This window comes from Corynebacterium lipophilum (genome assembly GCF_024102595.1).
Lineage (GTDB): Bacteria > Actinomycetota > Actinomycetes > Mycobacteriales > Mycobacteriaceae > Corynebacterium > Corynebacterium pseudogenitalium.
This window is the reverse complement of record NZ_JAEUWV010000002.1, coordinates 1-23,096: the sequence shown is the minus strand read 5'-3', so window position 1 is coordinate 23,096 and position 23,096 is coordinate 1. Positions and strand designations below refer to the sequence as shown.

Genomic DNA, 23,096 nt, shown 5'->3' with positions numbered 1-23,096 from the left:
ACGTGCGTGGGCGAGTTCAAGATGCTTCTCACACTTTTGGATGGGTAAGCTGATTCGCATTGTGTACATGAAGGCTGGCCGAGAGGACCGATAGGAGGGGCAGGCAGCTATGACAGCTCCACTCGCCGTGGTGGCGGTGACGTACTCGCCAGGCAAGCACTTGGCGCAGCTCATCGCTTCGCTTGACGACGCCACCGAGGGTCAAACACTGCTTATCTGTGCAGATAACGGCTCTACCGACGGTGCCCCGGAGGCTGCCGCACGTGAACACGACAACGTCGAACTGCTGCGCACCCGCGGCAACATCGGGTACGGCGCTGCGATCAACGCCGCGGTCCGGGAGTTGCGGACACGCCGCGAGCGGGGAGAGATCAACGGTGACTACTTCTTGATCTCCAACCCGGACGTGGTGTTCCAGCCGGGGAGCGTGGACACGCTGCGCGCCTGCATGGACGCGCTACCGGAGGCGGGCGCCGTAGGGCCGCGCATTGAGGACTGCGAGGGCAACCTGTACCCGAGTGCGCGAGAGGTGCCGGGCATCATTACCGGCGTGGGGCACGCCTTGTTATATGAGGTGTGGCCGTCCAACCCATTTTCTGCCTCGTACAAGGCGGAGCAACACATGGATCACCAGCGCAGTGCGGGCTGGCTCTCCGGGGCGTGCCTGCTCGTGCGGTGGGACGCCTTCGACGTCATTGGCGGGTTCGACGAGCGCTACTTCATGTACCTCGAGGACGTTGACTTCGGAGACCGCTTGCGCCGCGCCGGATGGGAGAACGTGTACTGCCCTTCCTCGGTCATCGTGCATGACCAGGGCCATGTTGCTAGCAAGTTCCAGCGAGTCACGGTGCCGGCGCACCACACTTCCGCATATCGTTTCCAGTCTGACCGTCACCCGCACTGGTGGCAGGCCCCGCTGCGCGCGCTGCTGTGGGTCGGTTTGAAAGTGCGGGCGGCACTGTTTGTTTCGCGCAGTAAATAAGAAGAACGCTTTGAAAGGATTCCACGTGAATGCATCCCGCACCGTGACCCCGGAGAATACCGACGCGGTCATTTTGGTTGGTGGTCGCGGCACGCGCCTGCGTCCGTTGACGGTGAGTACCCCGAAGCCGATGTTGCCGACCGCAGGGCACCCGTTCCTCTCGCACCTGCTTGCGCGGATCCGCCAGGCGGGCATGCGCCACGTGGTGCTGGGGACGTCGTACCGCGCTGAGGTGTTCGAGGAGTACTTCGGCGACGGCTCCGACTTCGGTCTTGAGATTGAGTACGTTGTCGAGGAAGAGGCGCTGGGCACCGGCGGCGCCATCCGAAACGTCGCCGACAAGCTGCGCTTCGACAACGCGATGGTGTTCAACGGGGACGTGCTGTCCGGTGCTGACCTGAGCAAGATTTTGAACTACCACGCGGAGAAGGACGCCGACGCGACCTTGCACCTGGTCCGCGTACCCGATCCTCGCGCGTTCGGTTCCGTCCCAACCGACGAGGACGGCAATGTGCTTGCGTTCTTGGAGAAGACGGAGGATCCGCCGACAGATCAGATTAACGCTGGGTGCTACGTGTTCCGTCGCGAAGTCATCGAGCAGATCCCGGCTGGTCGCGTGGTCTCTGTCGAGCGCGAGACGTTCCCTGGTTTGCTCGAATCGGGCGCGAAGATGGTCGGCTACGTGGATACCTCGTACTGGAGGGACATGGGTAGGCCGTCGGATTTCGTGCAGGGCTCCTCGGACGTGGTGCGCGGTATTGCGTACTCGCCGCTGCTGGAGGGCCAGACCGGTGAGGCGCTTATCGACGAATCCGCTGGCGTCGCGGGTGGTGTCATCTTGATGGGCGGCACCGCGGTTGGACGCGGCACGGAGATCGGCGCCGGGTGCCGCGTGGATGACAGCGTCATCTTCGATGGGGTCACCATTGAGCCCGGTGCCGTGATCCGCGATTCCATCATCGCCTCGGGTGCCACGATTGGCGCGAACTCGCGTATCGACGGCTGCGTGATCGGAGAGGGCGCACAGATTGGGGCGCGCTGCGAGCTGCAGGGCGGCATGCGAGTGTGGCCTGGTGTGACGATTCCGGATTCGGGAGTGCGCTTTTCCCCAGATGCGTAAGCGACACGCCGTATGGCTGGAATTTCTGGCTGGTTAGTAAGGGGTAGCCAATTCGCCTACCACATGTAGTACCCCCGTGCTGCACCCCCGTTTCTAGCCCTCTGTGACTATTGTGACTCGTGTGACTGATGGCGTGCAATTCTTGCGGGAAAGGTCAAGGTTTCACCCCGATAGCTTGCACCTATTTAGTGGTTCGGTGTGTAATCGCATGAGTGCAAGGGTCACTCGTCGCACCCCTCGAGCGGGTAGACGACGCAGCTGGCCGAAACGAAGAACGACGGAGAAAGGGGACGGCGTGGAAGACATGGCGAATGGTGCTGACATCCGTGGCGTAGCCGCGGTCGGCATGAGCTTCGATGAGCTGTTCGGTGCCGTCGAGCAGGAATGGCAAGATCAAGCGCTGTGTGCTCAAACCGATCCCGAGGCGTTCTTTCCGGAAAAGGGTGGCTCGACTCGCGAGGCAAAGCGAATTTGCAAAGCGTGCGCCGTGCGCGATGAGTGCCTCGAGTTTGCGCTCGAGCACGACGAGCGCTTTGGCATCTGGGGTGGCCTCTCGGACCGTGAGCGCCGCCGCTTGAAGAAGCAGATCGGCTAAACGCCTGCACTACCAGGGAAAATCTGAATCGATATCCCGCGGGTCCAGGTTGATATACGAAGCAACAAGGGCGGTCAGTACCCAATGAATGAGGGCTGACCGCTCTTCTGCTGTCTCAGTGCGCTGCTCAATCGGGCGGCGAAACAGCACAAAGCGCGCCCGGGTGGGCACCCCGTAACGGTCCACGCCCGCCTGCAAGATTCGGCCGAGTGGGACGGGACCGTCGGCAACAATCTCATCGCTGAAGCGCGCGACGTCGGGGCTCAGGCGCATCCGGGGGATCGTATCGACGGCCAAGTCCACCGTTGCCAGCTGCTCAAAGTACGCGTTGTGCAGCGGTGCGTACGTGTCCAGTACTAGCTGATCGAACTGTGCGGAGCGGGTCCGATAACGCGGAACCCCAACGGGCAGCAACGGGCCGCGGGCCCCACGACCGTGGCGGTCCCGCGCGGTCCGAAGGTGGTGAGTTGGCGCGTTCATGCACCCAGATTCTAGAGATGTTGCCGCTGCACCGGGCATGGCGCGCCGGGGCCGTACTACCAAAATCTCAAGTTGGGGTTTAGGCTTAGACGGCGTGAGTACTTTCCGTCGGTGTTGTCGTCCTGGTTGTGGCAGGCCTGCTGTGGCCACGCTGATTTATGCCTACTCGGAATCGACAGCAGTAATCAGCCCGCTCTCGCCGAACCCCGAACCCCATGCGTGGGACCTTTGTGAGCGCCACTCGGCGCACATCACGGCCCCCGTTGGTTGGGAGCTCGTGCGAGTAGAGGCCGTCGATATCTTTGACGACGAAGCCCACGCCCTCGAGGACGAGGAGCTCACGGCGCTGGCGCAGGCCGTCCGGGAGGCTGGCCGTGTGACCACGGGGCTGGTGGACAACGGCGGAGATCCAATCGAGTACGAGGCCACCAAGGACTTTAACGACCCGTCGACTTCGAACCACCCGGTGCACCGCACGAAGCGGATCGAGGAGCACCTCGCCGCGGAGAAAGATGCGCGGCGTTCCCACCTCCACGTGGTCCCTGACCCAGCCGAAGCCGCTGAAGACGCCGAAGATACCGGCGAGGAGCACAGCAACTAAGATTGCCTGTATGGCTATTGAGCACACCTATGAGTCCTTGAAGGACCTTATTAAGGCGTATGACATTCGCGGCGTTGTTGGCTCCACCATTGATGCAGACACAGTCCGCACAGTAGGCGCAGCATTCGCCCACATTCTTTACAGCGAGGGCGAGCGAACTATCGCCGTCGGACACGACATGCGGCCATCCTCGCCGGAGCTTTCCGCCGCGTTCGCAGAGGGTGCGACCTCGCAGGGGCTGCACGTTCTTGACCTCGGACTGACCTCGACCGACGAGCTCTACTACGCAGCAGGCACCTTCGAGTGTGCCGGCGCGATGTTTACCGCCTCCCATAACCCTGCCCAGTACAACGGAATCAAGCTGTGCCGCGCGGGCGCTACGCCGGTCAGTACTGATACGGGCCTGTCCGAGATCAGCCGCATGCTCATCGAGGGGGTTCCGGCGTTTGAGGGCGAAGCTGGGAGCGTCGAGAAGCGGGATGTGCTCGACTCCTATGCGCGTTTCCTCCGGCAGCTTGTGCCGCTGCCGCAGGGCAAGGCGTTAAAGGTCGCAGTCGATGCTGCGAACGGCATGGCCGGGCTGACTGTCCCGGCGGTGCTCGGAGACCTGGATATTCGGTCGCTCTACTTCGAGCTCGATGGCACGTTCCCGAACCACGAGGCTAACCCGCTCGACCCGAAGAACCTTGTGGATCTACAGCGATTCGTTGTCGAAGAGAAGGCGGACATTGGCCTGGCATTCGACGGTGACGCGGACCGCTGCTTCGTCGTGGACGAGCGCGGGGAGGCGGTATCTCCATCGGCGATTACGGCGCTGGTGGCTACTCGCACGCTCGCGACGCACCCGGGCGCGACCATTATCCACAACCTGATCACCTCGCGTGCAGTGCCGGAAATTATCCGTGAGCAGGGCGGAAACCCCGTGCGCACCCGAGTGGGGCACTCGTACATCAAGGCTGAGATGGCGCGGACAGGTGCCATGTTCGGTGGGGAGCACTCCGCGCACTACTACTTCACGGAATTCTTCAACGCGGACTCTGGCCTGGTCGCGGCGCTGCATGTGCTCGCGGCATTGGCGGAGCAGGACAAGCCGTTGAGTGAGATGATGGCCCAGTACGAACGCTACGAGGCGTCCGGGGAAATCAACTCCACCGTCGATGACCAAGAGGCTGCCACCGGGCGTGTTCTTGAGGCACTTGGTGACCGCGTCGCGGACATCGACCGTCTTGACGGGGTTACGGTCACACTTCGCGACGAAGACAGTGCCCCCGGACCGGTCTGGCTGAACCTGCGTGCGTCGAACACGGAGCCACTGCTGCGACTCAACGTCGAGGCCCCAACGAAGGCGAAGGTCGACGAGATTGTGCGGGAAGTCTTGGCTGTGATTCGCCAATAGTGCAGGTGGTCTTCGTCGCTGTTCCGTGAAACGGCGCCTCGCTGGTATCCTGGAACGCTGTTGTTTCAACCGTTTCAATGCCGACGGAACTGACGGAACTGACGGAACTTGCGAAGGAGACACTTATGGAGCACCTACAGGGGGCTCTGCGGAACTACCCGTGGGGGTCGCACACGTTGCTTGCACAGCTGCGTGGCACCCAGGTGCCCAGCGAGGCGCCGGAGGCTGAGCTCTGGTTCGGCGCCCATAGTGCCGCACCTTCCCAAGTCGCAGGCCGGGGCCTCGACGCCGTGATTGCCGCCGACCCCGAAGGCACGCTGGGCAAGCGCGTCGCGGACCGTTATGGCTCGCATTTGCCGTTCCTGCTGAAGCTACTCGCCGCCGATGAGCCGCTGAGTATCCAGGCGCACCCGTCGCGCTCGCAGGCGAAGGCGGGGTTCGCGCGCGAGGAAGAAGAAGGCATCCGCCTGGACGATCCGACGCGTAACTACAAGGACCCGAACCCGAAGCCCGAGCTCATCGTGGCGCTCACCCCGTTCGAGGCCCTCGCCGGTTTCCGCCCGCTTGCGCAGACTCGTGAGTTCTTCGCCGCGCTCAACTGCGAGGAGCTTGACCACTACGCCTCGCTTCTCGACGCCACTTCGGAGGAAGCCGGACTCCGTGCGGTATTCACGACGTTCATCTCCCTGCCCGAGGACGTGCGTAAGGCTCTGATTGACGCTATCGTTCCGGCCGCCGAGCGCGTCGCGGATGACGCCGGAGCTGGCACGGCGGGTTCGCTGGCTGCGATGTTCCTGCGGGTCCACGATAAGTACCCGAACGACGTCGGTGTCCTCGCAGCACTCCTGCTGAACTATGTACAGATGCGTCCGGGGGAGGCGCTCTTCCTGCAAGCCGGGCAGTTGCACGCGTACCTGTCCGGGCTCGGCGTGGAGATCATGGCGAACTCGGACAACGTGCTTCGAGGTGGACTGACGTCGAAGCACGTGGACGTGCCTGAGCTGGTCAAGGTGCTGGACTTCTCCACGTTGGAGGACCCGTTCGCGAACACCACCGAGCGCGACAACGAAGTGAGTTTCCATCTGCCGGTGGATGACTTCATTATGAGTGCCCACCGTATCGACGCCGAGCATCCGCTGCTCGTGGACACCGACGGCCCCGCCATCGTCCTGTGTACCGAGGGAACGGTGCGCGCGGGCGACTTTGCGCTGAAGCCTGGTCAGGCGGCGTGGATCTCAGCCTCCGACCCGGCTGTGACCTTCGAGGTTGCGGAGGGTACCTCCGCGCAGTGCTTCTACGCGCGGGTCTAGGCAGGTCCCTGCCCGTCAGTTGCGGCTGGGGGTACTGCGCCTTCTTGGGAGGCTGGCTCTTTGGAAGTAGTTGATGCGTCTTCCTGTGAGGCTTGAGCCGACTCTTCGCTCGTTGGTGTTGGTGTGTTAACTGGCAGCGATGTCGTCGCTGCGGCGCCGGGGTGTAGCGCTGACGTCGTGGGGGTGGGAAGCTCCTGCGTCGGCTCAGATGGCAGCACCGTCGGGGATGACGGCTGCGTCGAGCCAATGGTGGTTGGCGTCGAAATTGTGGTTGGCGCCTGCTGCGTCGCCCGTGGCCGCGAGGTGCTCGACGTGGTACTTGGAACGTTCGGTGCGTCCGGCGTGTCGGGGCGAGGGGAGCGCTGCTTCGGGCGCTGCGGCTCTGCTGTTGGGGCGGGACCAGCTGGGCGCGACGCAGGCGCGGCCGGGGCCACGTTCGACGGGCGGTACTGCTTCGTCGGCTCCGTTACGGCTGGCGCACCGGAAAACGCGTGCGCAGGGGCCAGCGGGTCCGCGGATAGGTTGTAGGCAGACGGCGCAGTCGTGGCAATGTACGCATCGGCGGTGTGCGACGCTGCGGAGTCGCCCCGGGAAGAGCGTGCAGAGCTCGAAGGGGTCGTCGATAAGGAAGAAGCAGACGTGGTGGAGGTTGTCTCAATGAAGCCTGCTTGTGTGGTGGCGTTCGAGCGCCCCGGCGAGGACGCGTTCCAGACCACGACTCCCACTGCGATGGCAACGCAGATGCCGAGCGCCATGAACGTGGCGACTCTCCTTTGCGTCTGATTCATACGTTGCCCTTCGCCGCAGAATTTCCAGAATTACAAAACGATAACAATTTCGTTGCTTGAAATGTTTATAGCACGGAAGTCGGACATTGAAAAGAGTGTGTCCACGCGGTTATCAGGTGGGAAGCAGGGGAGTTCGCAATGCGTGCCGTGCCGTGTAGATTGCAGGGTATATACAGCCCCCACCTGAAAGGAAACACTGATGAGCAGCTGGGACCAGAAGATTTTCTCCAACGACGACAACATTGATTTTCTCGACGAGATCGCGGATTTGGACGAAGAAGACATTCTGGAAGCTGTCCGTGATGCCGTCTTGCTGGCCGCTGACCAGGACAGCGCCTCAGATGAAGAACGCACCAACGGGCTCGCTGCGGCGACCATCACCGCGATCTGGGCCGGCGCGCCGTTTTCCGCCGGTGAGATCGCGGAGCGTTTCCCCTTCATCCGCGGCAACAGCGGTGAGCTCGACGAGCAGCTCATCGAGAGCGCAGCCGAGCTCCTTGAGGCTGTTGGCGATGAAGAGGACGAGGACGTCGAACAGTTCTTGGAAGCGCTCGCGTAAGAGGGCCGTTGGGAGGTCTGTGGCATGATCATCGCCATCGAAGGCATTGATGGGGCGGGGAAGAACACCATCGTGAAGCGCATTGTGGAGGAATACGGCGCGGACACGCTGTCCTTCCCACGCTACGAGGACTCGCTGCACGCGCAGCTGGCGCAGGACGCCTTGTACGGCAAGATGGGTGACCTGGTGGATTCCGCTTACGGGATGGCGACGATGTTCGCGCTCGACCGTTTTGGTGCCAAGGCGCAGCTTGAGCAGTACCAGGACACACAAGATCGGATCTTGTTGCTTGACCGCTACGTTGCCTCCAACGCCGCCTACACGGCGGCGCGCACCGGGGATGATGCCGCGGCGGAGTGGGTTGCTGAGCTCGAGTTCGGAAAGCTTGGGCTGCCGAAGCCCGACCTGCAGGTGCTCGTCGCTACCTCCCCGAGCGTTGCGCGGGAGCGCGCGCAGCGCAGAGAAGCTCAGGACGCGACGCGCACCCGCGACCACTACGAGCGCGACGGCGGGCTGCAGGACGCGACGTTTGCCCAGTACAACCGCCTCGCGGAGACTGACTGGGCGAGTCGGTGGATTTCCACGTCGGATGCCACGGCTATTATCCAAGCAATACAAAACGCGCGTTAAGAGGAGCTGCCAATGTCCATGTCGAAAATCCTGGTCGTTGACGACGACCCAGCTATCAACGAGATGCTCACCATCGTGCTGGAGGCCGAAGGCTTTGACTCCCGCCCCGTCACCGATGGCGCCGAAGCCGTCCAGGCCTTCCATGAGTACGAGCCCGACCTGATCCTGCTGGATCTTATGCTTCCGGGAATGAACGGTATCGACATTTGCAAAGCGATTCGCCGCGAATCCTCCGTACCGATCGTCATGCTCACCGCGAAGACGGACACCGTCGACGTGGTGCTCGGCCTCGAGTCCGGCGCGGACGACTACATCACGAAGCCCTTCAAACCGAAGGAGCTCGTCGCCCGCATTCGGGCCCGGCTGCGTAGGACGGATGAGGAGCCAGGCGACGTCATCGAGATTGCTGATTTAGTAATCGACGTCCCCCAGCACATGGTGACCCGCAACGGCGAAGAGATCGCGCTGACCCCGCTTGAGTTTGACCTCCTGCTGGAGATGGCGAAGAAGCCGAACCAGGTGCACTCCCGCGACGAGCTACTGGAATCGGTGTGGGGCTACCGCAACAACTCCGATACCCGCCTGGTCAACGTGCATGTGCAGCGCCTGCGCTCCAAGATTGAGCACGACCCGGAACACCCGGAGATCATCCAGACCGTGCGTGGTGTGGGCTACAAGTCCGTGAAGTAAGAGTGGGAGGTGGCGCTCCTGTTCGCCGTACTGAAACGTAGCAGGGACCGGATCGTAGAGGCGTGGCGCACTTCGCTGCAGGTGCGCTTCGTCGGCACGGTGTTGATTGTTTCCGCCGTGGTGATGATGGTGCTCGGGTTCGCACTGGCGTCGGTAGTGAGCCAGCGTATCGCTGCATCCAAGATTGAGGCGGCGAGCGCGGAGATTGACCGTGCGCGTGTGACCGTCGAGGAGCAGATTAATAACTCGGGGTCCGCGACCTCACTGCAGAGCCGCTTGAATTCGGCGCGCGCCGGGCTGACGCAGCGTGCGCAGCAAAACTCGGAGGCGTCTGCTGTGTATGAGCCTGTGCTGGTGGTAAAGAACCCGAACGGGGTTGTTACGTCCTCGCCGGAGTCGTACCAGATCCCTGACAAGCTGGAGGAATACGTCGCTGAGGGCAATATCGCCTACCAGTTTTCCTCGGTGCAGCGCGGCGACCACTCGTCGTACAATGCCCTGATTATTGGCACCCCGACGACTTCGGATGTGCCGCACCTGCAGCTCTACCTTGTGATGAACATGGACAATGAGGCCTCGACGCTTGCGCTGATGCGGGGCATCTTAGCGACGGCCACGGTGATCGTCAGCGTCCTGCTGGTGGGCATTGCGTGGCTGGCGTCGCAACAGATTGTTGCACCGGTGCGCTCGGCGTCGCGTACTGCGCGCCGGTTTGCTGAAGGCCACTTGCGTGAGCGCATGCCTGTCGACGGCGAGGACGAGATGGCGGTGCTGGCGCTGTCCTTCAACAACATGGCGGACAAGCTGTCGCAGCAGATTGATCACCTTGAGCGCTACGGCGACCTGCAGCGTCAGTTCACGTCCGACGTGTCCCACGAGCTGCGTACGCCGCTGACCACGGTGCGGATGGCGGCGGATATGATCGCCGCCGACGAGGACTCCCTGGAGCCTGGTACCCGCCGCGCTTCCCAGCTGATGACTCGCGAGCTGGACCGCTTCGAGGCCCTGCTCAATGACCTGTTGGAGATTTCCCGCCACGACGCCGGTGTCGCCGACTTGTCCGTCACCCAGATGGATATGAAGTCGCCGATCATGTCGGCGTGGCAGCAGACGCAGCACCTCGCGGACGAGCTCGGCGTGGAAGTTTCCTTCGATATGCCGGAGGAACCAGTGATGATGCTGGGCGAGTCCTGCCGGATCGAGCGCATCGTGCGTAACCTCATTGCGAACGCGATTGACCACTCGGAGGGCAGGCCGGTTACCGTGACACTGCGCGCCAACGAGAGTGCCGTCGCGGTGACGGTCAGGGACCACGGCATCGGGCTCAAGCCTGGGCAGGAGGAACTGGTGTTCAACCGTTTCTGGCGCGCCGACAAGTCCCGCAAGCGCCACTCTGGTGGCACCGGTCTTGGCCTGGCCATTGCCCGCGAGGACGCGCAGCTGCATCACGGCACGCTGGAAGCCGTCGGGGAAGAGGGCGTCGGTGCGCTGTTCCGTCTGGTCCTGCCGCTGGATCCGGAGGCAGGCTTTTCGACGTCCCCTCTGCCCCTCGAGCTGGAACCCGGGGCGGACGCGGACAGCGTCGAAGTGGACGTCGAAACGCAGGACGAGGAAAGGCAGCCAGATGAAGTGCATGAAGCGTAGGTACCTTGCTATAGCGATGAGCACGACGCTGCTCTTGGGCGGGTGCGCGACGCTGCCGTCGAATACTGACCCGCATGTGCTCCGGCCCTACCAGGAGGAAGCGCCGGAGTCGGAGATTATCGGCCCGATCAAGGACCGCGAGCCGGACCTTTTGCTGCGTGACTTCTACGCGGCCTCCGCGATCCCAACCGGCGACTACGAAGCGGCGCGCGCCTTCCTCACTGAGGCCGCGAAGCCCACGTGGAGCGCCAACGAGCAGACGCTCATCGTCGACCGGATCGGGTTGAATACGGTGTCCGGCAGCTCGGGGAGCAAGCGCAGTTTTGCGGTGCATGGCAACGTGGTCGGCGCGCTCGGCAGTGGTGGCGTGTTCACCCCGGAGCGAGGCACCTACGAGGCCACGCTGGAGCTCGAGCAGGTCGACGGCCAGTGGCGCATTTCCTCGTTGCCACCCGGCGTGGTCATGGAGCGCACCGAACTGCGCAACCAATACCAGCCTTACAACCTGTACTTCTTTGATCCGACCGGCAAGGAGCTGGTCACCGACCGGCGCTGGGTCTACGCGCCGCGCGATTTCCTACCCAGCACGCTGATCTCGCTGCTGCTCGAAGGGCCGGCTAGCCGCTTGCGCCCCGCGATCATGGGGACGATACCGTCGACGGTGCGCTACACCGGTTTCGAGGGCGGTGCCTACCACTTCGCGGGCCTCGGCAATATGGACGAGGCCGCGCGCAGCCGCTTCGCCGCACAGGTGGTGTGGACGCTCGCCTCCGCAGGCGTGACCGGCCCGTTTTCGCTCCTCGCCGACGGCGAGCCGCTCATCACTGGCGCCCGCGAACTGACCACCGACGACTTCATCGACGTCAGCCCCGTCGTCGAGCAAGTCGGAGAGAGCACCCTGTACTCGCTCGCCGACGGCCACGTTTCCCAAATCACTGGCGGCGGCCCGCAGCCCGTTGCCGGCGTGCTGGGCAACACGCACAGCGTGGTCACCGCCGACATTTCCGGTGAGGGGCAGTGGGCCGCGGTGTTCAACGTCGGCGACGGCCCCGAAGGCGCCGAGCTGCGCCTCGGGCAGCTCACCGGCGGCAGCGTGGACGTGGTGAAGGCAGAGACCTTCTCGCGCCCATCGTTCGAGCCAAACAGCAAGGCGGTGTGGACCGTTTCGGACGGCAAGCACATCCTGCGCTCCACGCAATCCTCGGCGACAGGGGAGGTCACCACCGAGGAAGTGCACGTTGATCTTCCCGAAGATGTCGACGGCAACATTTCCGTGCTGCGTCTTTCCCGATCGGGCTCGCGCGTCGTCATGGTGATTGACGGCCGCCTGTACACCGGCATCATCGAGCAGCGCGCCGCAGGCGCCGGCGCAATTGTCAACGTTCTCGAGTACAGCTACGAGCTCGGTGGCAGCGTGGTCTCCGCGGACTGGCATCCCGACGGCTCGCTCATCGTTGGCACCTCGAACCCGGCGTCGCCCGTGATGCGTGTGGAGCAGGACGGATCCTCGACCACCGCGCTGTCGCTCGGGAACATCTCCGCGCCGGTGGTGGCCGTGGCGGCGTCGCCAAACATGCTGTACGCGACCGACGCAAACGCCATTTTGCAAATGCCCGTCAGTGGTGCTGACACCCCGATCTGGCGCGAGGTGCCTGGCCTGCAGGGTGTGCGCTCACTGCCGATCATCGCGAGGTAGGCGGCGTGACGCTCGCAGAGGTTGGTGAACTCTTCCTACCGCGCCACTGCGCTGGGTGCGGCACCCCAGGCTCCGTGTTGTGCCCAGCCTGCCGCACTGAACTGTCGGCACTGCCGCGCCGGGTGTCGCCGCAGCACTTGCCGCACGTGCCGGTGTTCGCGCTCGGGCCGTACGGCGGCGCGCACCGTGGGGTAGTGCTCGCGATGAAGGAGCGCAGGAATTTGGCTGTGCGCAAGCATGTCGGGGCGGTGCTGGACGCGGCGCTGACCTTTCTTGAGGTTCGCGGTGAGATTCACCCGGACGCGCTGCTGGTCCCTGCGCCGACGCGCGCGGCCTCGGCAAGGGAGCGCGGCGGGGACCCGGTGAGCGTGATCTGTAAGCGTTCGGGGCGCAAGGTGGTGGACGTGTTGGAGCTCGCGGAATCAACGACTGACCAGTCGGAGTTGGACGCGGCGCACCGCCGGTCCAACTTGGCCGGCGCGGTGCGGATGCGCCGCGGGTGGGAGGCGCTGCACACGGGCACCGGCGCTGGCCCCGTCATTGTTGTCGACGATGTCGTGACCACCGGCGCCACGCTTCAGACCAGCGTAGAAGTGCTGCTCGCGCACGGGTTTGACGTGGTCAGCTGCGTTGCCGTGTGCGCCGCCTAGCCGCGCAGCACGCATGGTGTTCGCTGGTAGCAAACTGGCAGGGAGTTTTACACAGATACGTAGCCATTGGTTATTACCAGTTGTATAGTGGTGATAGACCCAGTTCCAACAACGCTAGGGAGGAAGCAGATGACTTCTGCAGAGCACACCGACGGATTCGCACCAGCAGCCCAGGTTACGATTACTGGCCGTAACGTCGAGGTCCCAGAGCATTTCCAAGAGCGCGTCAACACCAAGCTCGCCAAGATTGAGAAGCTTGATCCAACGTTGACGTTCTTCCATGTTGAGCTGCAGCACGAGCCGAACCCTCGTCGTGAGGCACAGGCACAGCGCGTGCAGATTACTGCGACCGGCAAGGGCCACCTGGCACGTGCGGAAGCCAAGGAAGACAGCTTCTACGCAGCGCTTGAGTCCGCGCTGGGTAAGCTGGAGCGCTCCTTGCGTAAGGTGAAGGTCCGCCGCGAGATTGCTCGTTCCGGCCACCGCGCACCGAAGTCCACCGGCGAAATCGCAGCTGAGCTTGCGCACGAGGCAGAGGATGCTCGCGCAAAGCAAGCGGAGGGCCAGTACGACACTGACCCGTACGCTGGCACCTTTGAGGATGCCCCGCTCGGCCAGGTTGTGCGTCGCAAGCTGCACCCGGATACCCCGATCAGCGTCGATGAGGCGCTCTCCGAGATGGAGCTGGTTGGCCACGACTTCTACCTCTTCATCGATGAAGAGTCGAAGCGTCCAGCAGTGGTCTACCGCCGCCACGCATACGACTACGGTCTGATCACCCTGGCTCCAGAAGATGAGGTCAAGGCAAACGACGAGAAGTAGCGTCGTCACTGTATGATTCGTCGCCTGCTTGTGTAAGCAAAAAGCTTGTACGGGCGGGCGGCGTTTTCACATTCTTTTCTTATTGATTCCACCAGTTGTGATTGCCTGTTTTCGTTGACGCGTGCGTACAATGGCCGATTGGTACATAAAAGCAGCGCGTAGAGCTGGCGTGATCGCTTTGTTTTTCTAACTTTTGAAGGATTCTAGAAACGTGTTTGGACTGTCGAAACTGCTGCGTGCGGGTGAAGGGCGTATGGTAAAACGCCTCTCGAAGATCGCTGATCAAGTCATGGATCTCGATGACGAGTACGCGGCACTCACAGATGACGAGTTGAAGGCCAAAACGGAAGAGTTTAAGCAAAAGATTGCCGACGGCGCTTCGCTCGACGACATTTTGCTCGATGCGTTCGCGACAGCCCGCGAAGCATCCTGGCGCGTGCTGGGGCAGAAGCACTACAAGGTGCAGATCATGGGCGGTGCCGCGCTCCACTTCGGTTCCGTCGCCGAGATGAAAACTGGTGAAGGTAAGACCCTGACCTCGGTGCTGCCTGCCTACCTCAATGGTTTGAGCGGCAAGGGCGTGCACATTGTTACCGTCAACGACTACTTGGCAAAGCGTGACGCCGAGATGATGGGTCGTGTCCACCACTTCCTGGGGCTCGACGTGGGTGTGATCCTGTCCGACATGCGCCCGCAGGAGCGCAAGAAGGCGTACGACGCGGCGATTACGTACGGCACCAACAACGAACTCGGCTTCGACTACCTGCGTGACAACATGACCCGTTCGGTCAACGACATGGTGCAGCGCGGCCACAACTTCGCCATCGTGGACGAGGTTGACTCGATTCTTATCGACGAAGCCCGTACCCCGCTGATTATTTCCGGCCCGGTTGATGGCTCCAGCCAGTTCTACACCGTGTTCGCGCAGCTCGCACCGCGTATGCGCGAGGGCATCCACTACGAAGTGGACCACCGCAAGCGCACCATTGGTATCTCCGAGGAAGGCGTGGAGTTCGTCGAGGACCAGCTGGGCATTGACAACCTGTACGCGCCTGAGCACTCGCAGCTGGTGAGCTACCTGAATAACGCTATTAAGGCGAAGGAACTCTTCGAGCGCGATAAGGACTACATCATCCGCCAGGGTGAGGTCATGATCGTCGATAGCTTCACGGGTCGCGTGCTGGCGGGCCGTCGCTACAACGAGGGTATGCACCAGGCGATCGAGGCGAAGGAAAACGTCGAGATCAAGAACGAGAACCAGACGCTGGCGACGGTGACGCTGCAGAACTACTTCCGTCTCTACGACAAGCTGGCTGGCATGACCGGTACCGCTGAGACTGAGGCGGCGGAGCTGCACCAGATCTACAAGATGGACGTTGTACAGATTCCACCGAACCGCCCGAACCAGCGCGTGGACCGCGACGACCTGATCTACAAGACGCAGGAAGCGAAGTTCGCCGCTGTTGCGGAGGATATTGCGGAGCACGTCGAGAAGGGCCAGCCGGTGCTGGTCGGTACCACCTCGGTGGAGCGCTCGGAGTACCTCTCGCAGCTGCTGACGCGCAAGGGCATTAAGCACAATGTGCTCAACGCGAAGCACCACGAGGAAGAAGGCCGCATTATCGCGGAGGCTGGTCTGCCGGCGAAGGTGACGGTCTCTACGAACATGGCTGGTCGCGGTACGGATATCGTGCTGGGTGGCAACCCGGAAATTCTGTTGGATGCGAAGCTGCAGGAGCAGGGCCTCGACCCGTTCGAGGATGAGGAGCGCTACCAGGAGGCGTGGAACGAGCAGCTGCCGAAGGCGAAGGAGCGCTCGAAGCAGCTCGGCGACGAAGTGCGTGAGGCCGGTGGCCTGTACGTGATCGGTACGGAGCGCCACGAGTCTCGTCGCATTGATAACCAGCTGCGTGGCCGTTCTGGCCGTCAGGGTGACCCGGGTGAGACCCGTTTCTACCTGTCGATGCGCGACGAGCTCATGGTTCGCTTCGTTGGCCAGTCGATGGAAAACATGATGAACCGCCTCAACGTTCCGGACGATGTTCCGATTGAGGCGAAGATGGTGTCGAATGCGATTAAGGGCGCGCAGTCGCAGGTTGAGAACCAGAACTTCGAGATGCGTAAGAACGTCCTGAAGTACGACGAGGTGCTCAACGAGCAGCGCAAGGTGGTCTACGGTGAGCGCCAGGAGATCTTGGCGTCGAAGGACATCAAGGATCAGGTCCGCCGCATGATCAGCTCGACTGTCGGCGCGTACGTGGATGGCGCGACGATGGAGGGCTACGTCGAGGACTGGGACCTGCAGGAACTCTGGCACGCACTCGAGTCCCTGTACGGCCCGTCGAAGACGGCCCAGGAGCTTATCGACGGCGACGAGTACGGCAAGCCGGGCGAGCTCACCGCTGAGCAGCTGCGCGAGGCGCTTATCGACGACGCCCAGGCGCAGTACGATCAGCTCGAGGCGAACGTTGCTGAGATCGGCGGCGAGGAGCAGATGCGCAACGTGGAGCGTATGGTGATCCTGCCGATCATCGATACGAAGTGGCGTGAGCACCTCTACGAGATGGATTACCTCAAGGAGGGCATCGGCCTGCGTGCGATGGCGCAGCGCGACCCGCTGGTTGAGTACCAGAAGGAGGGTGGCGACATGTTCAACGCGATGAATGAGGCCATCCAGGAGGAGACGGTGCGTCAGCTCTTCATGATGCGCAAGCAGTTCGAGTCGGCAGAAGACGAGACGGCGCAGGCCTAACCTCGTCCTGCGCGCTCCGGCCGGTTGGTGTTCCTTAGAGAATCTTGAAGGACACCAGTCGGCCGTTGTCCATTTTTGCCACGAACCCGAAGCGCTTTTGCCCTGTAGCGACGGTGCCGAAGAACTCGCCGCCGTCGCGGGCGTGGCAGGTGACGATGCGCGGCGGGCCCGCGTGTTGTTGCTGGAAGCGACGGTAGGCGCGGACGTTGGTGCGGGCGGCCGTGGAAAAGCGGTCGGCGCGCAGTGCACGGAGGTTTGTGGCTCCGAAGCTTGCTGCGAGCGCTGTGCGCACGAGCGGGGCGACGTTGGATCCGGTGCGGCGAGGGTCGCTGGGTGAGTACCGTGCTTGGCGGCGGCGCGTTTCCGCTGCGCGTCCGGAGCGCTTCGGGGAGGGAACGAGCAGTTGAACGTGCTGGTGGCCAGGGGCGGGGTAGTAGGTCACGGCGGGGTCCTTTCGTATCGTTGTGCACGGTGCGGGGTGCTGGTAGGTAGTATTGTGCACGTTCGCGCCGTGAGGGCGCTAGGAGAATTTGCGCACTTTGGTGTGCACTGCAGAAGAACCGAAAACGAAGTACAGGAATTGAGGCGTCCAAATGCAGGGACTCATTATTGACTACGCAGGTGTGTTGGACCAGGACCCGGAGGACCAGCGCCGCTGGCAGCAGCTGATTGAGGCTGTGAAGGAGAAAGACAAGGCCGTAGGCATTTTGTCCAACGAGGAATCCGAGGGCCAAATGGCGGACGCGGTGCGGGACTGGGAGTTCCGCGGTGTCGTGGACGCGGTGGTACTCTCCGGCGACATTGGTGCGGAGAAGCCGTCCCCGGCAGCATTCCAGGCCGCGGCGGATGCGCTGGATATTCCGCTCAATGACTGCGTCATGATCGATGACGACATCATGAACGTCCGCTCGGCCGTCGAGTGCGGCATGATCGCGATTTTGCACACGGCGTTTGACCGCACCGCGGTGGAGATCCAGACGCTGTTCAATATCGAGGGGGAGTTTTAATGCGCGTCTACATCCCCGCGACGTTCTCCATGGTGGAGGGACTCGCCGCAGACAAGGTGCTGCACCCGCGCAACGGGTGGGGCTTCGCCGCGACGACGGCGCTGCGCGAGTTCTTCACCTCCGGCGATGAGGAGGAGATTGAGGCAGTAGCGTTTGACGACGCCGCGCTGGCCTCCATCCGTCTGCTGGCGATTGGTGACCAGGATCGGTTCCCGCACCGCCGTGTGGTGATCTCCGCGGACGTGGACGCCGAGGAGGCCGACGACATGGGGGACTCCGTCGTGCGGGTGTCTGGGCCGGTGGGGTTGGAGGACGTTGCGGCGATCCATATCGACCTGGCAGAGGCAGAAGCGGCGACGGCGAAGGCCATCGAACACATCGACGCCGCAGACCTCGGGGACGAGGACGCGGAGCTGGCTGTCGGGGACGCGCAGGACAATTACCTGGCGTTTTACGATGTCAGCGAGCTACCGTTCCTCGTCGAGCTGCTTTAGATCCCACTCGTTGTTGGAGCGCAGCGCGCTGAGTAGGCGTCGCACGGCGGCGACGCGGCGCGACAGCGCCCCTCCCTCGAAGGCGTCCCAGGCGCACTCCGGGTCCGTGGGCGGGCCGGCGTGCGTGCAGCCGCGCGGGCATTCCTGGACTGCCTCGGCGAGCTCGGGGAAGACGTCGATGACTTGGTCGGGGGAGACGTGCGCCAGGCCGAACGAGCGGATGCCCGGTGTGTCGATGATCCAGCCGCCGCCCGGAAGCTCGAGCGCCACGGACTGCGTCGAGGTGTGGCGGCCCTTGCCCACGCCGGAGACGTCGCCGGTTTCGCGTTGCGCGTCCGGGACGAGGCGGTTGACCAGCGTCGACTTGCCCACGCCGGAGTGGCCGACGCAGGCCGAGACGTGGTCGTTGAGGCGTTGTGTGAGTTGGTCGAGGGGATCGTTGATACCTACGGTGAGGACTTCGACGTTGAGGTCCTCGATTTCCGCAATGAACTCGTCGGGGCGCGCGAGGTCCGTCTTTGTCATGCAGACAATGGGGCGCACCCCGCCGACGAATGCGGCGATGAGCGCGCGCTCCACAAGCCCGGTGCGCGGCGGCGGGTCGGCGGCGGCGACCACGATGAGCAATAGCTCCGCGTTGGCGACGACGACACGCTCGAAGGGGTCGGTGTCGTCCGCGGTGCGGCGCAGGACCGAGGTGCGGTCGGCGCGCAGCACGATGCGGGCGAGCGTGTCCTTGCGCCCGCTGGTATCACCCACGACGCTGACTCGATCGCCGACCTCGATGCTGGTGCGCTTCAGATGGCGTGCCCGCATGCAGGCAACCAGCGTGCCGTTATCCAGCATGACACCCCAGCGCCCCCTATCCTTCGTGACCACCATCCCGGTGAGCGCGTCCTCGTAGGAGGGGCGGTCCTTGGTGCGGGGGCGCGAGCCGCGGCCGGGCCGGACGCGGACGTCGGATTCGTCGTAATCGCTGAACTTGCGGCGTGCCATGGGGTTCTTTCTATGCTTCTTCGTGCTGGAGTGCGGTGTGCCACATCGCGGGGAAGTCGGGCAGGGTCTTTGCCGTCGTTGCGATGTTTTCCACCTGCACACCCGGGGTGGTCAGGCCGATGATGGCGCCGGCGGTGGCCATGCGGTGGTCGTCGTAAGAGTGCCACGTGCCACCGTGGAGGGGCTGTGGGCGGATACGGAGACCGTCGTCAAGCTCTTCGCAAGCGCCGCCAAGCCTGTTGATTTCGGTGGTGAGCGCCGCCAGCCGGTCCGTTTCATGCCCACGCAGGTGCGCGATGCCGGTCAGCTCCGATGGGGTCGCCGCCTGCGTGGCCAGCGCCGCGACGGTCGGGGTGAGCTCGCCGATGTCTCCCATGTCCAGGCTGATGCCTTGCAGGGCGCCCGGGGTCGGGCCCTGCACGCGCAGTGAGTTGCCGGAAAGTTCGACCTCGCAGCCCATTTGCGCCAGGATGTCACGGATTACGTCGCCAGCCTGCGTCGTCTGCGTTGGCCAGTGCTCGATGCGCACCTCGCCGCCGGTGATGGCAGCGGCGGCCAAAAACGGCGTCGCGTTCGACAGGTCCGGCTCAATCTCCCAGCGTCGCCCGCGGATCTCCTGCGGGGCGACGTGCCAGGTCGCGTCCTCGCACTGCGTCTCGACGCCGGCTTCGCGCAGCATTGCCACCGTCATATCAATATGCGGCATGGATGGCAGCGAGTCGCCCGTGTGGGTGATGGTGACGCCTTGCTCGAAGCGCGCCGCGGCAAGCAGCAGTCCGGAGACGAACTGGGAGGACCCGGAGGCGTCAATGCTGACGTCCCCGCCTGCGACACTGCCGGTGCCGTGGACGGTGAAGGGGAGGCGCTCGCCGTCGATATCCGCGCCGAGCTGGCGCAGCGCATCCAAAATGGTGTCCATCGGCCGAGTGCGAGCGTGCGGGTCGCCGTCGAAGCGGGTGGTGCCGTGCGCGAACGCCGCCACGGGTGGCACGAAGCGCATCACGGTGCCTGCCAGGCCGCAATCGATGTTGCCGCCGCGCAGCGGTGCTGGCTGGACGTGCACGGTGTCGCCGTCGTGGGTGAACTGCACGCCGAGGGCAGCCAGGGCTGCCTCCATGAGGTCGGTGTCGCGGGAGCGCAGCGGCCCGACCAGCGTCGACGGGCCAGAGGCCAGCGCCGCGAGAACATAGGCGCGGTTCGTCATCGATTTCGACCCCGGCAGCGCGAGTGTGGCGCGGACGGGGTCGGCAATGGAGGGGGCTGGCCACAAGTCAGTCATGTCGTACATCATAATGGAGGAATGTGTGGCCGTTTCGTTTTGTTTAGCACCGGCGAGCAACTCCTCGGATTCGTCGGCTCTCTCCCAGGCGTGCGCGAAGTTGTAGCGCCCGACGGCACGCCACCCGCCCGCTACAACGTCGCGCCGACGCACCAAGTACCCATCGTGCGCTTCCACGAACACGAGGCGCTCGTCCAAGCCGCGCGCTGGGGCCTTCTCCCGAGCTGGAAGCGCGACGACTCCGGCCCGCCACTGTTCAACGCGCGCGGGGAGACCGTCGCGGTAAAGCCGTCGTTCCGTAGCGCAATGCGCTCGCAGCGCGGCATCATGCTTCTCGACGGCTACTACGAATGGCACGAAAAACAGCCCTACTACGTCACCCCGGAGTCCGGGATGCTCGCCGCCGCCGCACTGTGGGACACCGGCGCCAACCGGCTTTCGACGACCATGGTCACCACCGACGCCGCCGAGCGCATCGCGTGGCTACACCACCGGCTCCCGCTCTTCCTCTTGCCTGAGGAAATCGAGCAGTGGACACAAGGCACAACAGAAGAGGCCCAAGAGCTCATCTCTCCCTCGCGCGTGGCACCGCAGCTGCAATGGCATGCGGTTGGGCGCGAGGTGGGCAACGTCCGAAACGATTCGCCCGAGCTCATCCAACCGATCTAGGCGCCGATCGGCGCGAACTTCCCAGACGTCAGCTTCGCCAGGTCACCCGGGGCCAGTTGCACGGATAGCCCCCGCTGACCGGCGGAGACGGTGATGGCGTCGAGGGATTCGATGGTGGCGTCGAGAAGCACTGGGAGCCTCTTGAGCGTGCCCAGCGGCGAGATGCCACCCACGACATAGCCCGTGGCGTGCTCAGCCTGTGCGAGCTCCGCCATCGCAGCCTTCTTCCACCCCAGCGCCTTCGCTGCTGCCTTCAAACTCAGGTGCCCAGAGACCGGCACGCAGCACAGAGCGAGCTTCTTCGGGTCCTGCACATTCGACACCACCAGCGTCTTGAGCACCGTCGTAGGATCAAGTCCCAGCTCATGGGCCGAATGCTCACCGAAATTATCCTGGCTCGCGGCGTACTCCAACACCTTATGAGGAGTCTTCGCCACAACTTTCAAAGCACGAGTTCGTTGCATACAGACGATGCTACGTCGCGCGCCCGGCTGGCTACAATGGCCCCTATGGCCGAAACAGACCTCAAAACACGCTTTACTGAGGAAGCGATGCCACTGCTAGACCAGCTCTACGGCGGCGCGCTGCGGATGACCCGCAACCCCCAAGACGCCGAAGACCTCGTGCAAGAGACCTTCTTAAAGGCGTACAACGCATTCGACAGCTTCAAACCAGGCACCAACCTGAAGGCGTGGATGTACCGAATCATGACGAACACGTACATCAACTCCTACAGGAAGAAGAAGCGCCGACCACTGGAAACCTCGGCCGAGGACGTGACCGACCACCAGCTGTACACCACAAGCTCGCACGACTCGACCGGCCTCGAATCAGCGGAGGTTGAGGCGCTCAAGGCGATGCCGAACTCGCGGATCAGCGAAGCGCTCAACGCGCTGAATGAGGACTACCGCATGGTGGTCTACTACGCGGACGTCGAAGGCATGGCGTACAAGGAAATCGCCGAAGTGATGGACATTCCACTGGGGACCGTCATGAGCCGACTGCACCGTGGAAGAAAACAACTGCGCGAGATGTTGAAAGACGTGGCACATGAACAGGGCATCGGGCTCGACCATGCGGATATGGCGGAGTTGAAGCAGCAGAAGGTGGAGGAGAAGTAATGGCAACAGAACATAACCACGCAAGTGAAGCTGACTGCCGCGGCATGCACCAGCTGCTGTGCGAGCTGTTCCAGCCGGACACGCCACCTGAGCGCGTGGCCGCCATCCGAAAAGAATTGGCGAGCTGCCCTGACTGCCTCCGCCAGCTTGAATCGGAGGAGGCAATCCGTGGCCTTGTGCGCGACTGCTGCGGGCAGGCCCACGCGCCACGGGTATTGAGGGAGCGGATTATCACCTCAATTTCCTACACAGAGGTCCGTATTCAGCGGCGTTAAATGCCGTGTGTTGGCGTTGTTTGCCGGGCCCGAACCAGTACAAGCATCATGCTGGTTCGGGCCTTTCATACTTTCGACCCAACCCAACGGGGGTAAAACACGGGGGTACCAACTGTTCAACGATCACGAAAAGGTCTGCCTAACGCATCCATAGGGCCTAAGTTTGGCTACACCAGACCATGAAAGGTTTTTGGTATAAAAAGATTGTGCATTAATAGTGTCGGCGACACGTGTCGAATGACACATGTCGTGCCTGGTAATCCCGATTTGCTTAGTATTCTCTTACCTACTGTTGCACTAGAGCGCATAATATACGGGTGGGTTGATTGTTGAACACCCGTCGACAGGTGTCGGTGGGTTTGTTGAACATGTTGGGTTTGCTGCGATGGTTTCTGAGTGTTTTTTAAGCTATGTGTGCAGGTTGTGGGGCTAGATGTGTTGAACAATCCGGGTTTTGTGGGCGTGTTTTTGCCTGTTTTGTTGTCGTGTTTTGGGTTGATTAGCCATGTATAGTTCGGGTGCATAAACTTGGGGTCAGAA

The 23,096-nt window shown here is 62.9% G+C and carries 25 protein-coding genes; 19 read left to right on the top strand and 6 right to left on the bottom strand.

Annotated elements, in window-relative coordinates; all coding sequences use genetic code 11:
* Nucleotides 1-109 precede the first annotated feature (109 nt).
* The 3 genes from JMN37_RS01955 to JMN37_RS01945 all read left to right on the top strand — a co-directional run bounded on the left by JMN37_RS01955 (nt 110) and on the right by JMN37_RS01945 (nt 2,697).
* On the top strand, nt 110-982 hold the full coding sequence (locus JMN37_RS01955) for a glycosyltransferase family 2 protein (RefSeq protein ID WP_252930921.1): 873 nt from the start codon (nt 110-112) through the stop codon (nt 980-982).
* A gap of 25 nt (nt 983-1,007) precedes the next feature.
* Nucleotides 1,008-2,102 (top strand): mannose-1-phosphate guanylyltransferase, encoded by a 1,095-nt coding sequence (gene manB / locus JMN37_RS01950; protein ID WP_252930919.1) that lies wholly within the window; start codon nt 1,008-1,010, stop codon nt 2,100-2,102.
* Nucleotides 2,103-2,406: 304 nt separating this feature from the next.
* Nucleotides 2,407-2,697 (top strand): WhiB family transcriptional regulator, encoded by a 291-nt coding sequence (locus tag JMN37_RS01945; protein WP_305083192.1) that lies wholly within the window; start codon nt 2,407-2,409, stop codon nt 2,695-2,697.
* Nucleotides 2,698-2,706: 9 nt separating this feature from the next.
* On the opposite strand, the gene JMN37_RS01940 is transcribed toward JMN37_RS01945, so the two are convergent.
* Entirely contained in the window at nt 2,707-3,177 is a 471-nt protein-coding gene (locus JMN37_RS01940; RefSeq protein WP_070362954.1) for a metallopeptidase family protein, read from the bottom strand.
* 94 nt (nt 3,178-3,271) lie between these two features.
* On the opposite strand from JMN37_RS01940, the gene JMN37_RS01935 reads away from it, so the two are divergent.
* The 3 genes from JMN37_RS01935 to manA all read left to right on the top strand — a co-directional run bounded on the left by JMN37_RS01935 (nt 3,272) and on the right by manA (nt 6,484).
* Nucleotides 3,272-3,778: a DUF3499 domain-containing protein gene (locus tag JMN37_RS01935; RefSeq protein WP_252930916.1), complete on the top strand. Its 507-nt coding sequence runs from the start codon at nt 3,272-3,274 to the stop codon at nt 3,776-3,778.
* A gap of 10 nt (nt 3,779-3,788) precedes the next feature.
* The gene (locus JMN37_RS01930; RefSeq protein WP_252930914.1) at nt 3,789-5,174 is read left to right on the top strand and encodes a phosphomannomutase/phosphoglucomutase; all 1,386 of its coding nucleotides are present in this window, start codon (nt 3,789-3,791) and stop codon (nt 5,172-5,174) included.
* Nucleotides 5,175-5,299: 125 nt separating this feature from the next.
* On the top strand, nt 5,300-6,484 hold the full coding sequence (gene manA / locus JMN37_RS01925; RefSeq protein ID WP_252930912.1) for a mannose-6-phosphate isomerase, class I: 1,185 nt from the start codon (nt 5,300-5,302) through the stop codon (nt 6,482-6,484).
* Here manA and JMN37_RS01920 read toward each other — a convergent pair.
* On the bottom strand, nt 6,481-7,272 hold the full coding sequence (locus tag JMN37_RS01920) for a hypothetical protein (protein ID WP_252930911.1): 792 nt from the start codon (nt 7,270-7,272) through the stop codon (nt 6,481-6,483). The genes manA and JMN37_RS01920 overlap by 4 nt on opposite strands.
* 199 nt (nt 7,273-7,471) lie before the next feature.
* Between JMN37_RS01920 and JMN37_RS01915 the strand changes: the two genes are divergently transcribed.
* From JMN37_RS01915 to secA, 8 genes are all read left to right on the top strand, one after another.
* Nucleotides 7,472-7,831, top strand: a complete 360-nt coding sequence (locus tag JMN37_RS01915; RefSeq protein WP_070362950.1) for a DUF4259 domain-containing protein — start codon at nt 7,472-7,474, stop codon at nt 7,829-7,831.
* Between the two features lie 24 nt (nt 7,832-7,855).
* Nucleotides 7,856-8,461, top strand: a complete 606-nt coding sequence (locus JMN37_RS01910; RefSeq protein WP_070362949.1) for a dTMP kinase — start codon at nt 7,856-7,858, stop codon at nt 8,459-8,461.
* An 18-nt stretch (nt 8,462-8,479) separates the two neighbouring features.
* Complete coding sequence (mtrA, locus tag JMN37_RS01905; protein ID WP_070477811.1) at nt 8,480-9,151, top strand: MtrAB system response regulator MtrA; 672 nt, start codon at nt 8,480-8,482, stop codon at nt 9,149-9,151.
* A gap of 9 nt (nt 9,152-9,160) precedes the next feature.
* The gene (mtrB, locus tag JMN37_RS01900; RefSeq protein WP_330166358.1) at nt 9,161-10,795 is read left to right on the top strand and encodes an MtrAB system histidine kinase MtrB; all 1,635 of its coding nucleotides are present in this window, start codon (nt 9,161-9,163) and stop codon (nt 10,793-10,795) included.
* Nucleotides 10,785-12,491 carry an MtrAB system accessory lipoprotein LpqB gene (gene lpqB / locus JMN37_RS01895; protein WP_252930910.1) on the top strand — a complete coding sequence of 569 codons (1,707 nt, stop codon included), beginning with the start codon at nt 10,785-10,787 and terminating at the stop codon, nt 12,489-12,491. Before mtrB ends, lpqB begins: the two co-directional genes overlap by 11 nt.
* A 5-nt stretch (nt 12,492-12,496) precedes the next feature.
* The gene (locus JMN37_RS01890) at nt 12,497-13,141 is read left to right on the top strand and encodes a ComF family protein (protein ID WP_070477717.1); all 645 of its coding nucleotides are present in this window, start codon (nt 12,497-12,499) and stop codon (nt 13,139-13,141) included.
* Between the two features lie 129 nt (nt 13,142-13,270).
* A complete protein-coding gene (gene hpf / locus JMN37_RS01885; RefSeq protein WP_070477719.1) occupies nt 13,271-13,963 on the top strand; it encodes a ribosome hibernation-promoting factor, HPF/YfiA family in 693 nt (230 codons plus the stop codon).
* Nucleotides 13,964-14,174: 211 nt separating this feature from the next.
* Nucleotides 14,175-16,715, top strand: coding sequence for a preprotein translocase subunit SecA (gene secA / locus JMN37_RS01880; RefSeq protein WP_071572688.1), 2,541 nt, complete (start codon nt 14,175-14,177; stop codon nt 16,713-16,715).
* Between the two features lie 34 nt (nt 16,716-16,749).
* On the opposite strand, the gene JMN37_RS01875 is transcribed toward secA, so the two are convergent.
* A complete protein-coding gene (locus JMN37_RS01875) occupies nt 16,750-17,157 on the bottom strand; it encodes a hypothetical protein (RefSeq protein ID WP_071572687.1) in 408 nt (135 codons plus the stop codon).
* A gap of 151 nt (nt 17,158-17,308) precedes the next feature.
* On the opposite strand from JMN37_RS01875, the gene JMN37_RS01870 reads away from it, so the two are divergent.
* Nucleotides 17,309-17,722 (top strand): HAD family hydrolase, encoded by a 414-nt coding sequence (locus JMN37_RS01870; RefSeq protein ID WP_070975921.1) that lies wholly within the window; start codon nt 17,309-17,311, stop codon nt 17,720-17,722.
* The gene (locus JMN37_RS01865; protein WP_070477723.1) at nt 17,722-18,216 is read left to right on the top strand and encodes a DUF6912 family protein; all 495 of its coding nucleotides are present in this window, start codon (nt 17,722-17,724) and stop codon (nt 18,214-18,216) included. The genes JMN37_RS01870 and JMN37_RS01865 overlap by 1 nt, the downstream gene beginning before the upstream one ends.
* On the opposite strand, the gene rsgA is transcribed toward JMN37_RS01865, so the two are convergent.
* Both rsgA and aroA read right to left on the bottom strand, forming a co-directional pair.
* The gene (gene rsgA, locus JMN37_RS01860; protein WP_252930907.1) at nt 18,190-19,212 is read right to left on the bottom strand and encodes a ribosome small subunit-dependent GTPase A; all 1,023 of its coding nucleotides are present in this window, start codon (nt 19,210-19,212) and stop codon (nt 18,190-18,192) included. The genes JMN37_RS01865 and rsgA overlap by 27 nt on opposite strands.
* Nucleotides 19,213-19,222: 10 nt before the next feature.
* Nucleotides 19,223-20,491 (bottom strand): 3-phosphoshikimate 1-carboxyvinyltransferase, encoded by a 1,269-nt coding sequence (aroA, locus tag JMN37_RS01855; RefSeq protein ID WP_252930906.1) that lies wholly within the window; start codon nt 20,489-20,491, stop codon nt 19,223-19,225.
* 21 nt (nt 20,492-20,512) lie between these two features.
* Here aroA and JMN37_RS01850 point away from each other — a divergent pair, with 21 nt between their 5' ends.
* Complete coding sequence (locus tag JMN37_RS01850) at nt 20,513-21,160, top strand: SOS response-associated peptidase (protein ID WP_252930905.1); 648 nt, start codon at nt 20,513-20,515, stop codon at nt 21,158-21,160.
* On the opposite strand, the gene ybaK is transcribed toward JMN37_RS01850, so the two are convergent.
* Nucleotides 21,157-21,624 carry a Cys-tRNA(Pro) deacylase gene (gene ybaK / locus JMN37_RS01845; protein WP_070477729.1) on the bottom strand — a complete coding sequence of 156 codons (468 nt, stop codon included), beginning with the start codon at nt 21,622-21,624 and terminating at the stop codon, nt 21,157-21,159. The two genes, JMN37_RS01850 and ybaK, sit on opposite strands and share 4 nt — an antisense overlap.
* 45 nt (nt 21,625-21,669) lie before the next feature.
* Here ybaK and JMN37_RS01840 point away from each other — a divergent pair, with 45 nt between their 5' ends.
* Nucleotides 21,670-22,281 (top strand): sigma-70 family RNA polymerase sigma factor, encoded by a 612-nt coding sequence (locus JMN37_RS01840; RefSeq protein ID WP_176754820.1) that lies wholly within the window; start codon nt 21,670-21,672, stop codon nt 22,279-22,281.
* Entirely contained in the window at nt 22,281-22,556 is a 276-nt protein-coding gene (locus tag JMN37_RS01835) for a hypothetical protein (protein WP_070362937.1), read from the top strand. The genes JMN37_RS01840 and JMN37_RS01835 overlap by 1 nt, the downstream gene beginning before the upstream one ends.
* The last annotated feature ends 540 nt before the right edge of the window (nt 22,557-23,096 follow it).

Coding starts and splice junctions, on each gene's coding strand:
- JMN37_RS01840 (WP_176754820.1), top strand. CDS start 21,670: ATGGCCGAAACAGACCTCAAAACACGCTTTACTGAGGAAGCGATGCCA.
- JMN37_RS01850 (WP_252930905.1), top strand. CDS start 20,513: ATGTGTGGCCGTTTCGTTTTGTTTAGCACCGGCGAGCAACTCCTCGGA.
- lpqB (WP_252930910.1), top strand. CDS start 10,785: ATGAAGCGTAGGTACCTTGCTATAGCGATGAGCACGACGCTGCTCTTG.
- manA (WP_252930912.1), top strand. CDS start 5,300: ATGGAGCACCTACAGGGGGCTCTGCGGAACTACCCGTGGGGGTCGCAC.
- rsgA (WP_252930907.1), bottom strand. CDS start 19,212: ATGGCACGCCGCAAGTTCAGCGATTACGACGAATCCGACGTCCGCGTC.
- JMN37_RS01865 (WP_070477723.1), top strand. CDS start 17,722: ATGCGCGTCTACATCCCCGCGACGTTCTCCATGGTGGAGGGACTCGCC.
- ybaK (WP_070477729.1), bottom strand. CDS start 21,624: ATGCAACGAACTCGTGCTTTGAAAGTTGTGGCGAAGACTCCTCATAAG.
- JMN37_RS01955 (WP_252930921.1), top strand. CDS start 110: ATGACAGCTCCACTCGCCGTGGTGGCGGTGACGTACTCGCCAGGCAAG.
- JMN37_RS01945 (WP_305083192.1), top strand. CDS start 2,407: ATGGCGAATGGTGCTGACATCCGTGGCGTAGCCGCGGTCGGCATGAGC.
- JMN37_RS01835 (WP_070362937.1), top strand. CDS start 22,281: ATGGCAACAGAACATAACCACGCAAGTGAAGCTGACTGCCGCGGCATG.
- JMN37_RS01870 (WP_070975921.1), top strand. CDS start 17,309: ATGCAGGGACTCATTATTGACTACGCAGGTGTGTTGGACCAGGACCCG.
- JMN37_RS01940 (WP_070362954.1), bottom strand. CDS start 3,177: ATGAACGCGCCAACTCACCACCTTCGGACCGCGCGGGACCGCCACGGT.
- JMN37_RS01910 (WP_070362949.1), top strand. CDS start 7,856: ATGATCATCGCCATCGAAGGCATTGATGGGGCGGGGAAGAACACCATC.
- JMN37_RS01930 (WP_252930914.1), top strand. CDS start 3,789: ATGGCTATTGAGCACACCTATGAGTCCTTGAAGGACCTTATTAAGGCG.
- JMN37_RS01920 (WP_252930911.1), bottom strand. CDS start 7,272: ATGAATCAGACGCAAAGGAGAGTCGCCACGTTCATGGCGCTCGGCATC.
- mtrA (WP_070477811.1), top strand. CDS start 8,480: ATGTCGAAAATCCTGGTCGTTGACGACGACCCAGCTATCAACGAGATG.
- hpf (WP_070477719.1), top strand. CDS start 13,271: ATGACTTCTGCAGAGCACACCGACGGATTCGCACCAGCAGCCCAGGTT.
- JMN37_RS01915 (WP_070362950.1), top strand. CDS start 7,472: ATGAGCAGCTGGGACCAGAAGATTTTCTCCAACGACGACAACATTGAT.
- aroA (WP_252930906.1), bottom strand. CDS start 20,491: ATGACTGACTTGTGGCCAGCCCCCTCCATTGCCGACCCCGTCCGCGCC.